17 protein-coding genes are annotated in these 19,450 nt (G+C 71.1%); 5 read left to right on the forward strand and 12 right to left on the reverse strand.

What is annotated here, in order from left to right; all coding sequences use genetic code 11:
* Positions 1-91: 91 nt before the first annotated feature.
* From LY40_RS04245 to LY40_RS04260, 4 genes are all read right to left on the reverse strand, one after another.
* Positions 92-1,549 (reverse strand): GntP family permease, encoded by a 1,458-nt coding sequence (locus tag LY40_RS04245; protein WP_258935981.1) that lies wholly within the window; start codon positions 1,547-1,549, stop codon positions 92-94.
* 442 nt (positions 1,550-1,991) lie between these two features.
* Entirely contained in the window at positions 1,992-2,297 is a 306-nt protein-coding gene (locus LY40_RS04250) for an AtuA-related protein (RefSeq protein WP_183786320.1), read from the reverse strand.
* 82 nt (positions 2,298-2,379) lie between these two features.
* Complete coding sequence (locus LY40_RS04255) at positions 2,380-3,720, reverse strand: acyclic terpene utilization AtuA family protein (protein WP_258935982.1); 1,341 nt, start codon at positions 3,718-3,720, stop codon at positions 2,380-2,382.
* On the reverse strand, positions 3,717-5,141 hold the full coding sequence (locus LY40_RS04260; RefSeq protein ID WP_258935983.1) for a CitMHS family transporter: 1,425 nt from the start codon (positions 5,139-5,141) through the stop codon (positions 3,717-3,719). Before LY40_RS04260 ends, LY40_RS04255 begins: the two co-directional genes overlap by 4 nt.
* A gap of 95 nt (positions 5,142-5,236) precedes the next feature.
* Here LY40_RS04260 and LY40_RS04265 point away from each other — a divergent pair, with 95 nt between their 5' ends.
* Positions 5,237-6,175 carry a LysR family transcriptional regulator gene (locus tag LY40_RS04265; RefSeq protein WP_183786323.1) on the forward strand — a complete coding sequence of 313 codons (939 nt, stop codon included), beginning with the start codon at positions 5,237-5,239 and terminating at the stop codon, positions 6,173-6,175.
* Positions 6,176-6,189: 14 nt separating this feature from the next.
* Here the strand turns inward: LY40_RS04265 and LY40_RS04270 are convergent, their stop codons facing one another.
* From LY40_RS04270 to LY40_RS04285, 4 genes are all read right to left on the reverse strand, one after another.
* Entirely contained in the window at positions 6,190-6,945 is a 756-nt protein-coding gene (locus LY40_RS04270; RefSeq protein ID WP_258935984.1) for an SDR family NAD(P)-dependent oxidoreductase, read from the reverse strand.
* 165 nt (positions 6,946-7,110) lie between these two features.
* The gene (locus LY40_RS04275) at positions 7,111-7,746 is read right to left on the reverse strand and encodes a class II aldolase/adducin family protein (RefSeq protein WP_183786325.1); all 636 of its coding nucleotides are present in this window, start codon (positions 7,744-7,746) and stop codon (positions 7,111-7,113) included.
* Complete coding sequence (locus tag LY40_RS04280) at positions 7,743-8,729, reverse strand: sugar-binding transcriptional regulator (RefSeq protein ID WP_258935985.1); 987 nt, start codon at positions 8,727-8,729, stop codon at positions 7,743-7,745. The genes LY40_RS04275 and LY40_RS04280 overlap by 4 nt, the downstream gene beginning before the upstream one ends.
* Positions 8,730-8,884: 155 nt before the next feature.
* Positions 8,885-10,204 carry an MFS transporter gene (locus LY40_RS04285; protein WP_258935986.1) on the reverse strand — a complete coding sequence of 440 codons (1,320 nt, stop codon included), beginning with the start codon at positions 10,202-10,204 and terminating at the stop codon, positions 8,885-8,887.
* A 288-nt stretch (positions 10,205-10,492) separates the two neighbouring features.
* On the opposite strand from LY40_RS04285, the gene LY40_RS04290 reads away from it, so the two are divergent.
* Entirely contained in the window at positions 10,493-11,563 is a 1,071-nt protein-coding gene (locus LY40_RS04290) for an FGGY-family carbohydrate kinase (protein WP_258935987.1), read from the forward strand.
* Entirely contained in the window at positions 11,563-12,573 is a 1,011-nt protein-coding gene (locus LY40_RS04295) for an NAD(P)-dependent oxidoreductase (RefSeq protein ID WP_258935988.1), read from the forward strand. The genes LY40_RS04290 and LY40_RS04295 overlap by 1 nt, the downstream gene beginning before the upstream one ends.
* Positions 12,574-12,598: 25 nt before the next feature.
* Here the strand turns inward: LY40_RS04295 and LY40_RS04300 are convergent, their stop codons facing one another.
* Complete coding sequence (locus LY40_RS04300) at positions 12,599-14,020, reverse strand: MFS transporter (protein WP_258935989.1); 1,422 nt, start codon at positions 14,018-14,020, stop codon at positions 12,599-12,601.
* A 281-nt stretch (positions 14,021-14,301) separates the two neighbouring features.
* Here LY40_RS04300 and LY40_RS04305 point away from each other — a divergent pair, with 281 nt between their 5' ends.
* Together LY40_RS04305 and LY40_RS04310 are read left to right on the forward strand one after the other, a co-directional pair.
* Complete coding sequence (locus LY40_RS04305; RefSeq protein WP_258935990.1) at positions 14,302-15,651, forward strand: CaiB/BaiF CoA transferase family protein; 1,350 nt, start codon at positions 14,302-14,304, stop codon at positions 15,649-15,651.
* The gene (locus LY40_RS04310) at positions 15,651-16,388 is read left to right on the forward strand and encodes a FadR/GntR family transcriptional regulator (RefSeq protein WP_221213397.1); all 738 of its coding nucleotides are present in this window, start codon (positions 15,651-15,653) and stop codon (positions 16,386-16,388) included. The genes LY40_RS04305 and LY40_RS04310 overlap by 1 nt, the downstream gene beginning before the upstream one ends.
* A gap of 157 nt (positions 16,389-16,545) precedes the next feature.
* Here LY40_RS04310 and LY40_RS04315 read toward each other — a convergent pair whose 3' ends face one another.
* Genes LY40_RS04315 through LY40_RS04325 form a run of 3 tightly spaced genes read right to left on the reverse strand, consistent with a single transcriptional unit; the run spans position 16,546 to position 19,274 of the window.
* Positions 16,546-17,349 carry an amidohydrolase family protein gene (locus LY40_RS04315; RefSeq protein WP_183786333.1) on the reverse strand — a complete coding sequence of 268 codons (804 nt, stop codon included), beginning with the start codon at positions 17,347-17,349 and terminating at the stop codon, positions 16,546-16,548.
* Between the two features lie 5 nt (positions 17,350-17,354).
* Positions 17,355-18,104, reverse strand: a complete 750-nt coding sequence (locus tag LY40_RS04320) for an SDR family NAD(P)-dependent oxidoreductase (RefSeq protein WP_258935991.1) — start codon at positions 18,102-18,104, stop codon at positions 17,355-17,357.
* Entirely contained in the window at positions 18,105-19,274 is a 1,170-nt protein-coding gene (locus tag LY40_RS04325; RefSeq protein WP_258935992.1) for an acyl-CoA dehydrogenase family protein, read from the reverse strand. It lies immediately after the preceding gene.
* Between the last annotated feature and the right edge of the window lie 176 nt (positions 19,275-19,450).

Raw genomic sequence — 19,450 nt, forward strand, 5'->3', positions numbered from 1 at the left:
ACCGATCTTCCTTCCGGCTTTCCGGGCGCGCCGGGCACCGCCTCGCCCGGTTCGTGCCGTCGTCGTGGCCCGCCGCCCGGCCGGTAGCACGTCACACCACCATGCCCAGAGCCATGACCAGTACCAGCGACACCACCGACGCTAGGGAGGTCACGAACGTCAGTGCCTTCAGCGCACCGCGTGTGGTGACACCGAGCAGGGTCTGGAACATCCAGAAGAAGTTGCTGTTGAGCTGCAGCGCGAACAGGGCACCCGAACCGATCGCCAGCGCGAGGACCTCGGCGGGGATGCCGAGCCCGCCCATGATCGGCGCCAGGATTCCGGCCGCGGCGATCCCGGCGACCGCGATGGAGCCGATGGCCAGGTGCAGCACGGCGGCGACGAGCCAGGCCAGCAGCACCGTCACCAGTGCGGGCACCCCGGCGCCCGCGGTGAACATGCCGGAGAGCACGTCGTCGAGGTTCGTCTCGCCGATGACCGCCCCGAGCGACCCGCCCACTCCGGTGACCAGCAGGATCTGCCCCGTGGAGTTGAAGCCCGCGGTCATCGACTCGCCGAGGGCATCGGCGCCGAGTGTCCTGCGTGCCAGGACATACGCTCCGACGAGGCCCGCGAACAGTGCGAACACCGGGTCCCCGAGGAACGCGAGCACATCGGACTTCACCCCGGCCGCCTCGGTGATCGCACCGGTCGCGATGAGCAGCAACGGCACGACGATGGGCAGCAGCGACACGGTCAGCGGAGGCATCGCACGTTCCGGGACCGCCGTGGTGGTCGTCCCACCCGCGGCTGCCGGGCCGCTCCCGTCGTCACGGGTGTCCGCGGCGGGTTCCGGAGCGGGTTTCGGAGTGGATGCCGGAGCGGCGGTCCCCACATCGTCTCCGGTGGCAGCCACCGCCTGAGTGTCCGGTGTGGACCCGCTTTCGTCCTTGGCGGCGTTCCAGAATCCCCTCGCCAGCATCCTGCCGTAGACGAACACGGTCAGCAGCGCCGTCACCGGGCCGAGCACGAAGCCGTAGAGCAGGATCGTGCCGAGCGGCACGTCGAGCAGCCCCGCTATCGAGATGGTGCCGAGGCCCGGAACGACGAACACGTAGCCGATGAGGATTCCCGCGGTCAGCGAACCGGCCATCATCGGCAGACCGTTGCGGCCGAGGTGAGGTGCTGCGGACCGGGCCAGCGGCGCGGCGAGCACGAGCTGAACGTCGACGTAGATCGAGGGGAAGACCGAGCTCAGTGCGACGGCGAGCGCGTACGGCAGTCGCCGTGGCCCCAGCGCCCGCAACAGCTTCTCCACGACCTTCTGCAGCGCGCCCATCGCGTGCAGCAGACCTCCCAGCAGCACGCCGAATCCGATGAGCAGGCCGACCTCGGCCATGATGTCGCCGAAACCCGTGGCCACCGTGGTGATCGTCTTCTCGAAGCCGAGTCCCGACGCCAACCCGAGATAGAGCGAACCGACGACGAGCGCGATGACCGGTTCGACCTTGACCACCAGGATCAGAGCGATGACGGCGGCGATCGCGACCGCCGCGTGCAACACGACCATTGTGTCTTCCGTTCCTCTCCGCCGAAGCGCCGGTACGCGATCGAAACACGCCTCGGCCGGCACCGGTAGACGGTGATCACCAAGATCGGTATAGGCCGGCCTTATACCGGCCGCGCGACCACGGCGCCGCCGGTCGTTCGGCCCGGCAGGCCGCCCGTGTTCCTTCGAAGGAGGCGTCCTGGTCGACGTGGTGATCGCAGGCCCAGCTGTCGCCGGTCGCAGGCTCGGCCGCCGCTGGTGGATGGCCGTGGCTGCCGGTCGGTCAACTGCCCGCGATCCCGGCCCCGCAGGTCGACACCGGTTCGACGATGCTGCGTGCCGCCCGGCTCGACACCCCGCGGTCGCCTCCCCCACAGTCACCGCCCCGCGGTCACCGCCGACCCTGTCGACGCTGCGGCCGCGTGGTCCGTACCACCGCCAGGCCCGTGCGGGTGTTCGTTCGTCAGCCGAGTTCCAGCGTCAGCAGGTGGTAGCCGAGGGTCTTGCCGTGCCCGTCCAGCACCGTCGAGCCGGTGACGCCGCCACCGAGCACCCCGGGAAGGCGGAACACCAGCGCGGGCAGCCCGGCCACGACGTGCCTGCCGACGTCACCGGTGACGAGTGGGGCGAAATGCGCCCGCACCACATCGGCAGTGAGCCGCCGCTCGAGCACGGCGAACGCGGCGTCGTCACGGGGCAGCACGGCCAGCATCAGCGTGTCCCCCTTGTCGCCCGCCCGGACGTCGGCCAGCTCGTCCACCGTGGCCATCACACCACCCCCGTCGTCACGGCACCCGCCGTCACCTTCTCGCGTCCCGTCACCGCGGCACGACCGCTACGACACCCATCCATCACGGCAGCACCGTCACCCGCGGGGACACGTGCTCGCGCGGCACCACACACGACCGCACCGCGACGACCTCCGTGACGCTCCTGCGCGCACCGCCACCGCCCGCGGGCCCGTTGGTGTAGAGGGATTCCACCTCCCAGCCGACAGCCTCGGCGGCCTCGGCCGACGGCACGCGCGCGGACACGCGCACCCGCACCTCCACGGGGTCGACCGCGGGGGCGAGTCCGCGCAGCGCCGCGCCCGCACCGATGTACTCGACGTCGATCGCCTCCTCCGGCAGGCCGTGCACGGCGACGAGGCGTTCGCGCGCGATGTCGGCCGCCATCCGGGCACGGTCGAGGCAGCGCGGGCCCGCGTACGTCAGCTGCCCCTCACCCAGCCAGCCTCCCCGGAACCCGAGTGTCACCTTCAGCCCGCCGGGACGCGGCCGGCCCGTCGCGCCCTGCGCCGCGACCCGGTCGGGCCCGACCTCGGTGAAGCTGACACCGCTGAAGTCGGCAACCACGTCCGGTGTCACGTAGGCAGCGGGATCGTCCACTTCGTACAGCAGCTGCTCGCCGCACGTCCGCCTGTCGAGCCTGCCCCCTGTGCCGTCGGGTTTGCCGAGCACGGCGGTCCCGTCCGAGCTCACGTCGGCGAACGGGAAGCCGAGCCGGGCAGGGGCCGGTACGGGTTTGGTGACCGGGTCGGCGAAGTAGCCGCCCGTGAGCTGGCCCGCGCATTCGAGCAGATGACCCACGAGCGTGCCCTTGCCCAGCAGTTCGTGCTCATCGACATCCCAGCCGAACTCGTGGCGGAGCGGGCCGAGGTACAGCGCCGGGTCCGCGACGCGGCCGGTCACCACGACGTCCGCGCCGGCGGAGACCGCGTCGGCGACCGGCTCGGCACCGAGGTAGGCGTTGGCGGAGATGAGTTCGTCGTCGATCTCCGACAGCGGCGTACCGGTCTCCCACACCACCGGGTCGAGTGCGCGCACGAGGTCGAGCACGTCATCGCCGGTGACCACGGCGATCCGCGTGCCGAGCCCGGCCTCCGCCGCGACGCGCGCCGCGCAGTCGCCTGCAGCCTCCGGATTGGCCGCACCCGAGTTGGTGACGACGGTCGTCCCGGCCGCGTGGCAGTGCGGCAACACCCCGCGCAGTCGCGCCGCCAGCAGCGGGTCGAATCCGGCGGCCGGGTCGGCGAGCCTGCGGGCGTGTCCGGCCGCGACGGTGCGCTCGCCGAGGCATTCGAACACGAGGTAGTCCGGCCGGGCGTGGCGCGCGAGCTCCACCGCCGGGTCGATCCGGTCTCCGGCGAATCCCGCACCCGCGCCGAGGCGCACCGTCCGCGCCGCCGTCATGCCGCCCACACCGGGATCGCGCCGGTGGCCAGCGCGACGGCCAGCATCACCAGGCTCGCCAGCCACGCCCAGCCGATGAGCGCGCGGATGTGCTTGCCGATCTCCACGCCGGCGAGGCCGACGAGCAGGTAGAAGGATCCGGTCAGCGGGCTGATCGGGAATCCGAGGGTCTCCTGGCCGAGCAGCGCTGCCTGCGCGAGTTCGGTTCCGGTGATGCCGAACTGTTCACCGACCCCGGTCAGCACGGGCAGCACACCGAAGTAGAAGGCGTCGGGCCCGAACAGCAGACTCAGCGGCACGCCGAGCACTCCGACGATCAATGGCAGTGCGGGTGCGGCACCGGCCGGGATGGCCTCGGCGGACGCGGTCGCCATCGCCTCGATCATGCCGGTGGCTTCGAGAATGCCGAGGAACACGCCCGCGGCCAACAGGGTGGTGACCATGAGCATGGCGCCCTTGGCGTGCGCCTCGATGCGCTCGGTCTGTGCCCGCAGACCCGGGTAGTTCACGACCAGTGCCAGCACCAGTCCGGCCAGGAACAGTGTTTCGGCGGACGCGAGGCCTGCGACGAGGCCGCCGACCACCGCAGCGGTCAGCGCGATGTTGAACCAGAACAGCCTCGGCCTGCGCAGGCCGCCCGCCGTGGCGTCACCGCCGTCGGAGTCGCCGCCGTCGGACGAGCCGGCCGGGCCGGGGTCGGTGCCTGCATAGACGGCATTCGTCCCGGAACCGCCGGACTCGGCCGGGTGCGTCACCGCGCGGGGCTCCGGCCCGCCCGCCGCCGCGACGGGGACCGGTTCCTCGGCGGTGATCCGCTTGCTCTCCCGCCTGCCGAGCCACCATGCGATCACCAGCACCGTCACGATCCCTGCGATCTGCGCGGGGATCAACGGAACCCAGAGGTCGTTGACCGGGACGTCGGTGGTGCTCGCGGCCCGCAGCGCGGGACCGCCCCACGGCAACAGGTTCATCACACCCGCGCCCAGGCCGACACACGTGGCGAGCAGCAGGCGCCGCATGCCGAGCCCGTCGAAGACCGGCAGCATCGCGGGGATCGTGATGAGGAACGTCGTGGCCCCGGCACCGTCCAGGTGCACGGCGCACGCCAGTGCGGTCGTCGCCACGCACACGGTGGCGGGTGTGTCACCGGCGAGACCGACGATCCGGTCGATGATCGGGTCGAACATGCCCGCGTCCCGCAGCACTCCGAAGAAGGCGATGGCGAACACGAACATCGCGGCGGTACCTGCGACGTCGGCGATGCCGGCGCCCGCGAACTCACCGACGTCGGCCGGGGTGAACCCCGCGACGAACGCGGCCACGATCGGCACGCCGGCGAGCGCCACGACGGCGGCCACCCGGTTGGTCAGCAGTAACACCAGGATGACGCCGACGGTTGCAAAGCCCAGCCAAGACAACATTGTCCCAGGACCTCTCCACGGTTTCGGATCTGCGGAGAAGTGTGCTGCCGACACCCACTGCCGTCCAGCATTGATTCCGGATAGATTGATGCACTATGAGCATAGACTTGTCGATGCGGCACCTGCGTGCGATCGTCGCCGTGGCCGATGCCGGCGGCTACAGCGCGGCGGCTCGCGAACTCCACATCGCACAGTCCTCTGTGAGTAGATCGGTGCTGGAATTCGAACGTCGAGTGGGCGTGTCCCTGTTCGAACGCACCACGAGAAGTGTCGTGCCGACGCCGGACGGCGCGGAATTCCTCACGATCGCGCGCCGACTGCTGGCCGACTTCGACGCGGCGCTCAACCACTTCGAGGGGTACCTCGCGGGCACCCGCGGCTCGGTCACCGTCGCCGCCCTGCCCTCGCTGGCGGGCAGCATGCTGCCGACTGCGCTGGCGGATTTCCGCCGCGACCGGCCGGACGTGACGGTGTCGGTGCGCGACGGACTCGCCGACGAGGTGCTGGCGCACGTCGTCGAGGGAACGGCGGACATGGCGGTCACGGTGGCGCCGACGGTGCCGGCCGGGCTCAGCGCTCCCCGTATCGCGGTCGACCGGTTCGTCGGTGTCTTCCCGCCCGGTCACCGTTTCGACGGTCGCACACGGGTCACCTGGGGTGATCTGGCCGGCGAGCCGTTCGTCGCGTTCGACCGCGACACGAGCATCCGCACTTACGTCGACCGCACTCTCACCGAAGCCGGGATCGAGCTCGGGCCCGTCACCGAGGCCCGCAACATCGGCGCGGTCGCGGGCCTCGTGGCGGCCGGCCTGGGCGTGTCGATGGTCCCGGCGCTCGTGGTGCCCATGATGGGCTTCGCGGGAGTGCAGCACACCGCCGCCACCGGACCCGTGGTCGAGCGCGACATCCGGCTCGTCCACGACCCCGCCCGCCCGCTGTCCCGCATCGCCCGCGCGTTGCGGGACACGCTGCTCGGCGCCGCCGCCCGTGGTCTCGACCTGCCCGCCGGGGCGCGGTGGACCACCGGCGACTGAGCCCGGCTCCCCGGTCAGCTCGCGGTGTAGCCGCCGTCGACGAGGTGGTAGCTACCGGTGACGAACCCGGCCGCGTCGCTGGCCAGGAAGGCCACGAGGTGTGCCACCTCCTCCGGTTCGGCCATCCTGCCCAGGGCGTGCCTGCCTGCCAGGTCGCGCTGCGTGGCCTCGTCGAGCGCGTTGGCCACGGCCGGTGTGTTGACGAAACCGGGACCCACGGCGTTGACGCGGATCCCCCGCGCGCCGTATTCGAGCGCGGCGTTCTTGGTCAGACCCTGCAGCGCGTGTTTGCTCGTCACGTACGCCCCGTTGCCCGGGAAACCGACCGAGCCGAGCATCGACGACATGTTCACCACGCTGCCCCCGCCGTGAGCGACCATCACGGGGACCTGCGCCTGCAGCCCGTACAGGACGCCGCTGAGGTTCAGGTCGAGCACCGACCGCCACGACTCGAGCGGAAGGTCGGCCAGCTCGGCGGCCGCGCCGCCGATGCCCGCGTTGTTGACCGCGATCCGCAGCGGGGCGAGCTTCTCGGCCTCGGCCACCGCCTCGACATGGAAGTCGACATCGGACGCGTCGCCGACCAGGGCGGCCACCGTGCCGCCCGCGTCGGAGATCTCGCCGGCCACGGCCGCTGCCGCGTCGCCGTCGATGTCGGCGGCGACCACGGCCGCACCGTTGGCGGCCAGCAATCGCGCCACCGCACGTCCGATGCCGCTGCCGGCGCCCGTCACGATCGCCGACCGGTTCGCCACGTCGTAGGTCGCCATGTGTCCTCCTGTCCCCGATGCGTGGCACCGGTTCGTCCACCGTCTCGCCGCCGGCCCGATGCCGATCACGGCACTGCTCACCGTGCCCGACCGCGGCCCCGATCGCGAGGCGTGCCGGCCGCAGCCGGGTGCGCGAATCGACCCGACGTGTCGGGCGGCCGACGGTCAGGCGTGGTGCAGCGCGTGATACGCCTCGGCGGGAAACGCCGTCTCGGTGTCCCCGACGGCCAGGGCCCGGTAGGTCGCGATGGCGGCCTCCTCCAGGTTCATGGCCCGGCGGAACGCCATACCCACATCCGGCCCCATCGCCGAACAGCCGTGGTGGCCCAGGATCACGCAGTCGTGGACCTTGGCCTCGGCCGCGGCCGTGTCGGCCAGTTCGTCGGACCCGTTGGGGTAGTAGTCGGTGCGCCCCACCGACCGGACGTAGACGGCATGGTCCAATGTGAACAGCCGGACGGGGTGGCCGAGGGCGTCCACGAGCACGGCGTGCTGCGGGTGGATGTGCACCACCGCGTTCACGTCCTCCCGGACCCGGTAGGTGCGCTGGTGCAGCTTCCACTCGCTCGACGGCGACGGATGCCCTCCGACGACCTGGCCGTCGAGGTCCATTCTGGTGAAATCGCCGGGTTCGAGTCGATCGAGCCAGGTTCCGGACGCGGTCACCACGAACTCGCCGGAGCCGGGGAGTCGGGCGGAGAGATTGCCTCCGCTCGCGAGCACGAGCCCGCGTTCGACGGCCATCCGGCCGACATCGATGAGCTGCTCGACCAGTTCGTCGACCGTTCTCGCCTGCTTCATGCCCCACTCCTTCTGTTCCGGGATTCGCTGTTCTCGGCCGACGTGTTGCCTGCTGCCGGGTCCGCGAGGGCGGTGGCCGTCTCGGCGTCGGTCACGACCATGTTCATCAGTCCTGCGCGCAGCGCGGTTTCCAGCGCCCGCACCTTGTGCGGCCCGAACGAGACGGCCACCCGGTGCGGAATCGCCGACAGCTGGTCGAGCGAGAGCCCGACCACCCGCCCGTCCACGTCGCCGGACACGGCCCTTCCCTCGTCGTCGAAGAACCGGGCCGAGATGTCGCCGACGGCGCCGCCGGCCGTCAGCTGCCGCTGTTCGGACGGGCCGAGCTCGTCGATGAGGAGCCCCGCGCGCGGCTCCATGCCGCCGACGCCCGCGATCAGCAGGTCGGCGTCGGCGGCGCGGCGCATCGTCTCCTGCACGCCGGGGTCGGAGCGGAACGCGGCGGCCGTCTCGGGCGACGAAGCCAGGATCGGGGCCGGCAGGTGGTAGGTCCGCGCGCCGAAGGCCGAACCGAGTCGCAGCGCCACCTCGTGCGGGTTCATGCCGCGTGAGATGCCGCCCCAGCTGCCCGCCAGCGGGACGAATCCGAGTTCCGGCGCCGGGTCTGCGTGCACGTGCGCGGCGGTGGCCGCCACGCTGGACGACAGCCCCACCGCGACGGTTCCCGACGTCGGCACGAGCGCGCGCAGGCATTCCGCCCCTGCCATGCCGACCGACTCGGTGGTGCGCCGTTCGTCGGCGAAGCTCGGGGCAATCCACACCTGTTGCAGCCCGAACCGGCCGACGAGCGCGGCCTCCAGGTCACCGAACGGGCTGGCCGAACTGTGGATCGTGATCTCGACGATCCCCGAGCGGCGCGCATCGGCGAGCAGCCGTGTCACCTTCACCCTGGACAGTCCGAGCAGGTCGCCGATCTCCTGGTGGGTCATGCCGTGCTGGTAGTGCAGGCGGGCGACGCGGCCCTGCAGTTCTCGCGACTCCATGCCGTGAACATCCGTTCTTCTGTATGACCGTACGTTCACACCATCCTGCCGTGCCGGCCGGAGCGCCGTCGACCGCCGCGTCCGCGTGTCGCGCGCACCGGCACCCGGCTCCCCCTCCGGCGACGCGCCGGCCACCACGGCCCCACCGGCGGTGCTCACGACGTCGCCACCTCGTCACGACCGGACGAACCCTCCACATCGAGCGTCTCGTCCGCATCGGCCGACTCGAGCTCCGGCGCGCGCAGGCCGAAGGTGAGCGCGATGCCGACGGCGTAGAGTCCGGCGAGCAGCCACATCATGCCGCCGACGCCGAACGGCCCGAGGAACGCGCGGGCCAGCAGCGGACCGGTCGCGTTGCTCAGCCCGGCACCCAGGTTCAGAATCGCGACCGCCGCGGCCTTCTGCGTCGGGGCCAGCAGCGGCACGATCGCGCTGAGCGGAACATAGGCCGCCATCGCGAGGCCGAGCAGGATCGCCGCGATCATGGCCACGGGGAAGTTGGGCCCGAGCCACTCGGGCAGGTAGTACATGCCGAGCACGGTGATCACGCAGCCGAGTCCGCCGAACCACGCCACGACGTTCACCGGGCCGATCCGGTCACCGAGGTACCCGGCCAGCACGTTGCCGATGATGTTGGCGAAGAGCATCGTGCCCCAGATCGTCTGCCACTGCGGCAGCGAGAACCCCACCTCGTTGACCATGTGCGAGGCGAGGAACACCGGGAACGCGTAGAAGCACAGTGTGTTGATGATCCGCACGACACCGCCGAGGCCGACCTTCGGGTGCGTGCGCACCACCGTGAGCCCCCGGGCCACCTGCCGCAGGTTCGCCCACGCGCCGGCCTCGGCCTCGTGCCGCCGCGTGCGCACGAGGAAGAGCACGATCACGCCGCCGGCCGCGACGAACACCAGCGACAGCCACATCGTCGCCAGTTCGCCGACGAGCGGGATTACCGCACCGGCGAAATAGGAGCTGAGCACGCCGAGTCCGGCGGTGGAGGCGAACCAGTACCAGCCGACGGCCCTGCCGATCACGGCCTTGGGCGTGTCCATGGTGACCCAGACCAGGAACCCGTACGCGAAGAACGGATACCCGATCCCGCGGACGCCGTAGGAGAGCAGCATCACCTCGTAGTTGCCGGCGACGACGCCGAACCCGAGGAAGACGATCTCGAACGCGACCCACACGGTGAAGCCGATGAGCATCACGCGCCGCGGGCCCCACGCCTCGGCGAGTGCTCCGGCGAGCCATGCGGCGACCGCGACGACGACCCCGTAGACGCTGATCAGCGTCGCGACTCCGGCGGCGCCGAAACCCCGGGACTCCAGGTACGGCCCCAGGAAGCCGAGTTCGATCCCGTCGCCGACCATGAACAGCAGAAGCGCGACATATCCCCAGGCCAGCGATCGGACGATGCCCTGCCGTTCCAGCCAGCCTGCGAAACCCGTGCGTGGTTCCCCGGTCACCTCTGCCATCGCGAACTCTCCTTTGAGCTCCGGCTGAACATCTGTTCACTCCCGTGCACTTGCGATCGGCAGCGTGACCCGAGGGCGGACCGCTGTCAAGTGACACCGAGCGAGTTGACCACCGGAAGCTTCACGTCGTAGCGTGACTGAACGACGGACCAGCGGAGTGAACTAATGTTCAATTGGTTCGCTGAGTGGGTTCACCGGGCGGGATGCGCCGGGTGGGGTCACGACGTGGGTTCGACCGGAGCGTGTTCGACCGGACACGTGCCACCGAATGCGTTCACTGGAGAGCGGATGAGTCAACCCCCGGTCGCCGTGGTCGGCATCGATGCGGGAACCACGGCCGTCAAGGCCACCGTGCTCACCACCGACGGCGCGGAACTCGCCACGGCCCGGGCCCCGGTGCACGTCGCCCGGCCCGGTCCGGCGCAGGCGGAGCAATCGATGACCGAGCTGTGGCACGCCGTGGTCCGCACCGTGAGGGAGGCCCTGGAGACGGCAGGCGACGTCGACGTCGCCGCCGGCGGCGCAGGTCTCGGCGTGAGCGACCCGGGTCAGTCCTACGCGATCATCGGCACGACCGCCTTCCTCGGAACCGTGCACGCGACGAGAGCGGACGTCGGCACCGACGTCGGCATCACGCTGGCCACCGGGCAGGACGGCGCGGTGCTCGAATGCCTCTGCCCGATGTCGGGCACCCCGAACCTCGACTGGGTCCGCGACCTGCTCGGCCGAGGCGGGCAGAGCTGGGAGGCGCTCGAGGCCGAGGCGCGTGCGGTCTCCGCGGGCGCAGGCGGCGTGCTGTACCTGCCCTACGGAGCCGAGGCCGGTGAGCGCGCCCCGTTCGCCGATCCGCACGCCTCGGCGAGCTGGCTGGGACTGTCCACCGAGACGACGCCCGGTCAGCTGCTGCGGGCCGTGTACGAGGGAATCGCCTTCAGCCTGCGGGAATGCCAGGAGGCGCTCGGTGTCGGCGGAACGCTGCGCCTCTGCGGCGGAGCGGCCACGAGCGGACTGCTGTGCCAGATCCTCGCCGACATCACCGGATGCACGATCGAACGCGCCTCCGCCGCCGAACTCGGCGCGCGCGGGGTCGCCGCCCACGCGCTCGCCGCGATCACCGGAACCGAGGTCCAGGCGGCCGCCGCGCGACTGCTCGGCGAACTCGACGTCTTCCGGCCCGACCCCGGCCTGCGCACCGCCTACGAGACCCGGTTCGCCGCGTTCGTCGCCGTCCGCGACGCGATCCGTCCACATTGGCCCGACCTGCGTGGCCTGCGCGCCCTCGGCGACGACCCGTCCTCCCCAGCGAGCACGTCCGCCGGGGACGAACACCCGTCCCCCACTCACAAGGAGCTTGCCTGATGCCCTCTTCGACCGCCCCGCGCGTTCTCGTCACCGCCGCGTTCGACCAGCGCGTCGCCGACGAACTGGCGGCCGATTTCGACCTCACCGTGGTCCCGCCGTCCGGCACGGGACGTTCGCTGGCCGAAGCCGGACTCGACGACGAGCTCGCCGCGGCCGACGCGGTCGTGTGTGAACTCGACGTACTCGACGAGCCGTCGCTGGCGCTCGCCGGGAATCTCGGGCTCGCCGTGTCGTGCCGGGCGGCGCCGGTCAACGTCGACCTCGAGGCGTGCAGCAGGCGGGGCATCCCGGTGGCCACCACGCCCGGCCGCAACGCCGACGTCACCGCGGATCTCACGTTCTCGCTCCTGCTGTCGGCACTGCGCAACACCGCCCGTGCCGAGGCGTGGTTGCGGACCGGGGCGTGGACGAGCGACGACGTGTTCGAGCCCTATCGCGCCTTCCGCGGTCTGAGTCTCCGCGGGCGCACCCTCGGCATCCTCGGCGGCGGTGCCGTGGGCCGCCGGGTCCTGGCCAGGGCACGGGCGTTCGGCATGCGCGTGCTCGTCTACGACCCCTATCTGCCCGCCGACACGTTCGGCGACGACGCCGCGGTCGTGCCGCTCGACGAGTTGCTGGCCGGTTCCGACGTCGTCACCGTGCACGTCCCGCTGATGGAGTCGACGATCGGACTGCTCGGGGCCGAACAGCTCGCCACCATGCGGCGCGGCACGTACCTCATCAACGCGGGCAGGGCCGCCGTCGTGGAGGAACAGCCACTGATCGACGCGTTGCGCAGCGGGCACCTAGCCGGCGCGGGCCTCGACGTGTACTGGACCGAGCCGCTTCCGGCCGATCACCCGCTCCTGTCACTGCCGAACGTGACCCTCACCCCGCACATCGGCGGCGCCTCGGACGACGTGATCGTCGAACACTCACGGCTTGCCGCCGGTGCCCTGCGCGCCTGGCGGGGCGGCAGTCCGATCCCGTCGGTCGCCAACGCGGCGACCCTGCCCGCACGGGGCTGACCCGCCCAGCGGCGGAAGCCGGGTGTCAGCGCGCGGCGGCGGGCGCCTGCGCCCCGGGTTCGAGCGCCCGCGGCGCGGGTGTCAACAGCGCGATCACCCCTGCCAGCGCGGCGGAGAGGCCGGCGATCACGAAGATCACGGTGTAGGCGGTGATACCGGGGTATGTCACGCCCCCGACCCGGACCACGATCCCCGCCGTCACGGTGGCGACGACGGCGCTACAGCTCGACGTGCCGATCGACCGGCACAGCGCGTTGAGACTGTTGGCGGCCGCCGTCTCCGACTGCGGCACGGCACGCATGATCAGCGCGGGAACGGCACCGTAGGCGAGAGCCGCGCCGATCGCCGGGACGGTGATCACCACGATCACCGCCACCAGCGCGTCGTGCACCGCGACCCGGGCCAGGTTGCCCACGGCGAGCAGCGCCGTGCCGGCCACGACCGTCACCTTCGGGCCCCATCGGCGGGAGATGACCGCCGACAACGGCGAGAACGCGACCATGGCACCGCCCACGGGCAGTAGTGCGAGCCCGCTGGCCATCAGCGACAGGTCGAAGCCGTAACCGGTCCCCGCCGGCGCCTGCAGCATCTGCGCGCTGACCATGAACGAGGCGAACATCGCCACGCCGATCAGCACGGACGCGATGTTCGTCAACAGCACGGCCGGCCGGGCCGACACCCGCAGGTCGACGAGCGGACCTCCGGGCAGGCGCAGTTCGTACCAGCCCCAGCCCACGAAGATCACCGCGGCGGCCGCAAGCAGGAGCAGCACCTCCGGGCTGGCCCAGCCCCAGGTGCTGCCGCGGGAGACGGGCAGCAGCAGGCACAGCAGTGCCGCCGACAGCCCCACCGCCCCGCCCAGGTCGAAGCGGCCACCGCTGCGCACCGGCGATTCCGGCACGAGCATCGCCACCAGTACGAGCTGCAGCACGGCGAACACCGCCGCCCCGGCGAACAACCAGTGCCAGTCGGCGTACTCGGCGACGAACCCGGTCAGCGGCAGGCCGATCGCCCCGCCCGCGCCCAGCGTCGAACTCATCACGGCGATACCCGTGCCGACCCGTTCGGGCGGCAGCTCGTCACGCATGATGCTGATGCCGAGCGGGATGACGCCGATGGCGACCCCCTGCAGGCCGCGCGCCGCGAGCACGACGACGAACTCGCTGCTCACGGCGCCGAGTGCGCTGCCAGCGGTCATCGACCCCAGCGCCACGAGCAACATGCGCCGCTTGCCGTACATGTCGCCGAGCCTGCCGAGCACGGGCGCACACACGGCGCCGGTCAGCAGGGTGATCGTGATCAGCCACGCGGCGTTGGACGGGGTCGTGTCCAGCAGGCGTGGGAACTCGGGCAGCAGCGGTACGGCCAGTGTCTGCATCAGGGAAACGGCGATCCCCGACGCGGCGAGCACGGCGACCACGGACCACGGCGCGGACGTTCGGGCCACGGCCGGTGTCCTCCGTTTCACTCGATGTCCGGCGCATCACGCACGGGTGAGGACGCCGACGATGTCAGCCGACCGAGTAAACAGGTTTCGCCCGCGACCGTGCAAGACGAGTGTTGTGGACCACGCTCGACAATCATGCTCATCATCAGGACAGTTGACCGGAGCGCTTCGGTGGGGACCTGACTTACAGGTGAACCTGACTGGGAACTCTGGACAGAAGCACCTTTCGACCGCGTATCGTTGTGCTAATCTATCATCACCATTCGCATAGAGGAGACGACATGGCGACGGACACCGTCCCCTCCGACGCGCGGCCGCTGGCCGGTGTACGGGTGATCGAACTCGGCTCGATGTACGCGGCGCCGACGACCGGCCGCATGCTGCGCGACTTCGGTGCCGATGTCGTCAAGGTCGAGGACCCGTCCGCCGGTGATTTCGCCCGGCAGTGGCAGCCGGCCCACAACGGCACCGCCATCGGGTTCGCCCGGCTGAACTCGGGCAAGCGCTCCGTCGGCATCGATCTGCGCACCCCGCGCGGCCGCGACGTGGTGATGCCGCTGATCGACGAGGCGGACGTGCTTATCGAGAACTTCCGCCCGGGACGGCTCGAGAGCTGGGGCATGGGCTTCGACGACCTCGCCGCGCGCAATCCGCGCCTGGTGATGACCCGGGTCAGCGGGTTCGGTCAGACCGGCCCGTACCGCGAGCGTCCCGGTTTCGGCACGGTGGCCGAGACGGCCAGCGGCTACGCGTTCCTCAACGGCTGGCCGGAGACTCCGCCGACCGCTCCCCCGTTCGGCTTCGCCGATTCGATCGCCGGCATCTCGGCCGCGTTCGGCACGGCGATGGCGCTGTACCGCCGTGAGCTGTCGGGACACGGTTCGGAGGTCGACGTCGCGCTGTACGAACCGCTGATGTTCATCCTCGGCGACGCGGTGCTGAACTACACCTCGTCCGGCACGATCATGCAGCGGCACGGCAACGCCTCGGGTGCGGCCTCGCCGCGCGGGATCTACCAAGCCGGCGACGGCGGCTGGCTGTCGATCGCCGCGTCCAACCAGGCCATCGCGATGCGCCTGTTCGACGCCATGGGCATGCCGGAGCTGAAGACCGACGACCGGTACGCCACCAACACGGCGCGCATGGCCAACAACGAGTCGCTGCAGGCGCTCGTACGCGAGTGGATCGGCGCGCGGTCCCGCGACGAGGCGTTGGCGATCCTCGACGAGCACGAGGTCGTGTCGGCGGCGGTCAACGACGCGAGCGACATCGCGGCGGATCCGCACTTCCTGCAGCGCACGCTTGTCGACCTCGCGGGAAGCGCCCTCGGCCCCGCCATGATGCCGGGGCCGATCCTGCACGTACGCGACACCGACCGGCCCGTCTACGAGGGCGTGCCCGCGGTCGGCGAGCACACGGGCCAGGTGCTGGCGGGGGAATTGGGCATGCCGGCGGACGCGCTTTCCGCGTTGGCGGCCGACGGGGTGATCGGCGCCGTAGCCGGCGAGACGCCCGGCACCGGCGCGGACCCCAGCGGTGCGGCTGCGGCCACTGCGGGCGGGACCGCCCGAGCCGGCGCGCACACCGGTGGCGCGGACGCCGGCGGGGTGGCAGCCAGCGGGGCGGCGTGATGACACAGCCGCTCCGGCCGCGCAAGACGGCCATGCTCGTCGCGCAGCGGATCGTCGCCGACATCCACGAGCGTGGCAACACGGTCGGCGAACGGCTGCCGCCGGAGCGGGTCATGCTCGACGAATACGCCGTGGGACGCGGCACGCTCCGGGAGTCGCTCCGCTTCCTCGAACTGCAGGGCGTGATCTCGCTGCGGCCCGGCCCCGGCGGCGGGCCGGTGGTGGAACAACCGGACGCCTCGAGCCTGGCGACAGCGCTGACGCTGCTGCTGCAGTTCGAGAACGCCCCGTTCCGCACGATCGCGGAGGCACGGACGGGCCTGGAGCCGATGATGGCGCAGCTGGCCGCCGAGCGGATCGGAGACGAGTCGCTGGGCCAGCTGAAACTCAGCGTCGACACCATGTACGCGCAGCTGGACGACCAGCACGTGTTCCTCGCCGAGAACAAGCGGTTCCACGACATCATCGCCCACGGCAGCGGCAACGCGATGTTCGGCTACCTCGTCGACGCCCTGCTCGGCATCCTCGACGGGTCGGCGATCGGCATCGACTACCCGAAGGTGCGGCGCACCGCGGTACACAAGGCGCACCTGCGGATCTACGAGGCGATCGCGACCCGCGACCCGCAGGCGTCCTCGGCCGCGATGGCGCACCATATCGAGGAGTACGTCCGGTACGCCGAACGCAAGTTCCCCGACATCCTCGCCGCACCGATCACCTGGACGCAGCTGACCTGAGGGCCGCGACGTTGTCGCGCCCCCTGCACACCGTCAAGCCGGCAGTCCCAGCACTGCTCGACCGTCCCTGATCGTCGCCGCGCCACTCGACGCGGCGCCCACGCGCACGGGTCTCGTCGCGAGTGCGAGCCTCAGCGCCACGTCTCGGCACCACGTCTCAGCGCCACGGTGAGTCGATGTCCAGTACGCGGGCGAGGGTGCCGCCGAGCACGGACTTCGTCTCGTCGTCGGTGAGCCCGAGGGCGTCGATGGCGGCGATCTCGGCACCCGGGTCGGCCATCGGCCAGTCGGAGCCGAACACGATCCGTTCCGCGCCGTGGTTGCGGATCAGCCTGCGCACCCGTTCCGGGCGGAGCGTGTTCAATCCGGGCGGCCACGACGTCTCCAGCACCACGTCGGCGCCGGAGAGCATCTCCTCGGCGTCGTCGAGGATCTTGTAGCCGCCGAAGTGGCAGGCCATCAGTCGCAGTTCGGGGAACTGTTCGGCGATGTCGGCGATCATCCGCGGACTGGAGAGGTTGTTGGTGCGGGCGTCGGCACTGCCGGCGCCGACGTGGGTGATCACGGCGATGTCCGGGCCGAACGCCTCGAGGATCGACCACAGCCGCGGATCGTCGAGCGCGTAGTTCTGGAACAGCGGATGGATCTTCACGGCGCGGATGCCGTGCCGGCGCAGGCTCGCCAGGTTCTCCTCGACCGACAGGTCCACGTGGACCGTGCCGACCGCGACATGGCGGTCGCTGGCCGTTCCGGCGACGAACCGGTTGACCGAGTCGACGTGCCTCGCCTCGGCCGCGATCCCCAGACAACAGCTCATGTCGACGCCACTGCCCGCCATGGTGGAGGTCAGGCCGCCGACGGTGCCGTCGCCGCGCGGGGTCAGCCCGGGCAGCCGGTTACCCGCGAGAGCCGCCGCGGCGATCTTGTCGGGCCAGACGTGCGTGTGCGCATCGATGATCATGGCTGTCACAACTTTCCGGATTCACCGCCGTCGACCACGAAGACCGAGCCCGTGGTGAACGGCGAGCGGGCGGACACGAGCAGGCAGACGAGCGGCATCAGTTCCTCCGCCTCGGCCATGCGGCCGGCTGGGATCTTCTTGACCCGCCGGGCCAGCAGATCGGGCGATTCGAGCACGGCGCTCTGCGCATCGGTCGCGAATGCTCCCGGCGCAATGCAGTTGACCTGCACTCCCTTGCCCGCCCACTCGGCGGCGAGGGATTCGGTCATTCGCACGACGGCGCCCTTGGACGTCGAATAGCCGACCAGGTGCGGTTTGCCGCGCACTCCCGTGGTGGAGGCGACGTTGACGATGCGGCCGCTCCCCTGGGCGATCATGTGCCTGCCCGCAGCCTGGGCCAGCAGCATCGGCGCGATCACGTTGACGGCCATGGTCTCCTTCCACACACCCGGATCCTGGTCGACGAACTTGCCCGCGGGCGCGATGCCCGCGTTGTTGACGAGCGCGTCGATCCGGCCGTGCCGGGCCACCACGGTCTCGACGAGGGCAGTGACCGCGTCCTCGTCGCGCATGTCGACCGCTTCCGCGGTGATCCGCCCCTTCCCGCGTGCGGCGACCTCGGCGAGACTGCCGGTGCTGCGCGCGGCGGCCACCACGGACGCCCCTTCCGCGGCGAGCGTCGTCGCCATCGCCGCGCCCAGCCCGCGGCTGGCACCGGTGACGAGCATGACGGCGCCGTCCAGTCCGAAGTCCATTCAGGACACCTGCTTTCCGGCCTGCTTCTTCGCGGCCTCCTTGCCGAGCCTGCGGGCGAGCGAGTCGAGCAGCACCTCGGTCGCCCCTTCGTACACGCGCAGCGGGCGCGCGTTGCGATACAGCCGTTCGATCTTCGAACCGCGTACCAAGCCGAACCGGCCCATGCTCTGCACCGCACGGTCGGCCGCGCGGCCCGCCGCCTCGGTGGCCACGACCTTCGCGATCGACGAGTAGTCCAGGTGCGACAGCGGATCGGTCCTGGCGAGCGATGCGGCGCGGTAGGTCATCGCCCGGGCACTCTCGACGTCGGCCCACGAGGAGGCGATGTTCTGCCCGACCGCGCCCAGTTCGAGCAGCGGCCTGCCGAACTGGGTCCGCGTCGTGGCGTGCGCGGTCGCCTCGTCGACCGCGGCCTGCCCGAGTCCGACGCCCGATCCGGCCACGGTCACCCGGAACACGGCGAGGGTCTGCAGCATCAGCGAGAACGCCTTGCCGGGCTCGCCCAGCCGGTTCGCCTCCGGCACCACCACGTCGTCGAACGTCAGCTCGCCGAGGATGTGCGGGGCGATGATGTCGGCACCCCGCTCGGTCTTCAGTCCCGCCGACGACGCGGGCACCAGCACCATCGAGTAGCCGTCGTCCTCCTTGCCGAGCACGCAGTAGAACGACGCGGCGCCGCCGTTGGTGATGAACGACTTGCGGCCGCGCACCACGAGATCACCGCCGCGGCGTTCGATCGTCGTCGTGATCGCGCGCAGGTCCGAGCCGACGTCCGGTTCGGTCAGCGCCAGCCCGGCGATCGCCTCGAGCGCCGCGACCTTCGGCAACCACTCGGCCTTCAGGTCCTCCGCGCCGCCGACCGACAGCGAGTAGCTGCCCACGCCCTGCATCCCGAACAGCGAGTCCAGATGCGCCGAGCTGTACATCAGCGCTTCCCGGACCACGGCGATGGACAGCGGGTCGAGCGTCTCGGACTCCCCGCCGTGGGCCGCGGGAACGACCTGCCTGGCCAGACCCGATTCCCGGAGCACGGCGGCGGTCCGCTCGTGCACGCCGGGACATTCGTCCGCCTCGGCGGCGAACGGGTCGACGGCCGCGGCCACCTCACGGGCCACCTGCTGAATTCTGCGGTGCCCGTCGGACAGGTCGAACAACTGCTCGGAAGCCACTGTCTCTCGCCTTTCACTAGTGCGCATGTGTTGTGGGCAGTGACGAGGTCGCGCTCGCCCGCACGTCCGCCGGCCCGCGCCGCCGCGGATTCTCAGCGTGGCTCCGGCGAGGACAGCGACGACGTGGTGAATCGGCATTCATGAGGCGTCGATCCCGGAGCCATAGCCTCGGTGAG

The organism is Prauserella salsuginis, from assembly GCF_024648885.1.
In the GTDB taxonomy this organism is placed as follows: Bacteria; Actinomycetota; Actinomycetes; order Mycobacteriales; family Pseudonocardiaceae; genus Prauserella; species Prauserella salsuginis.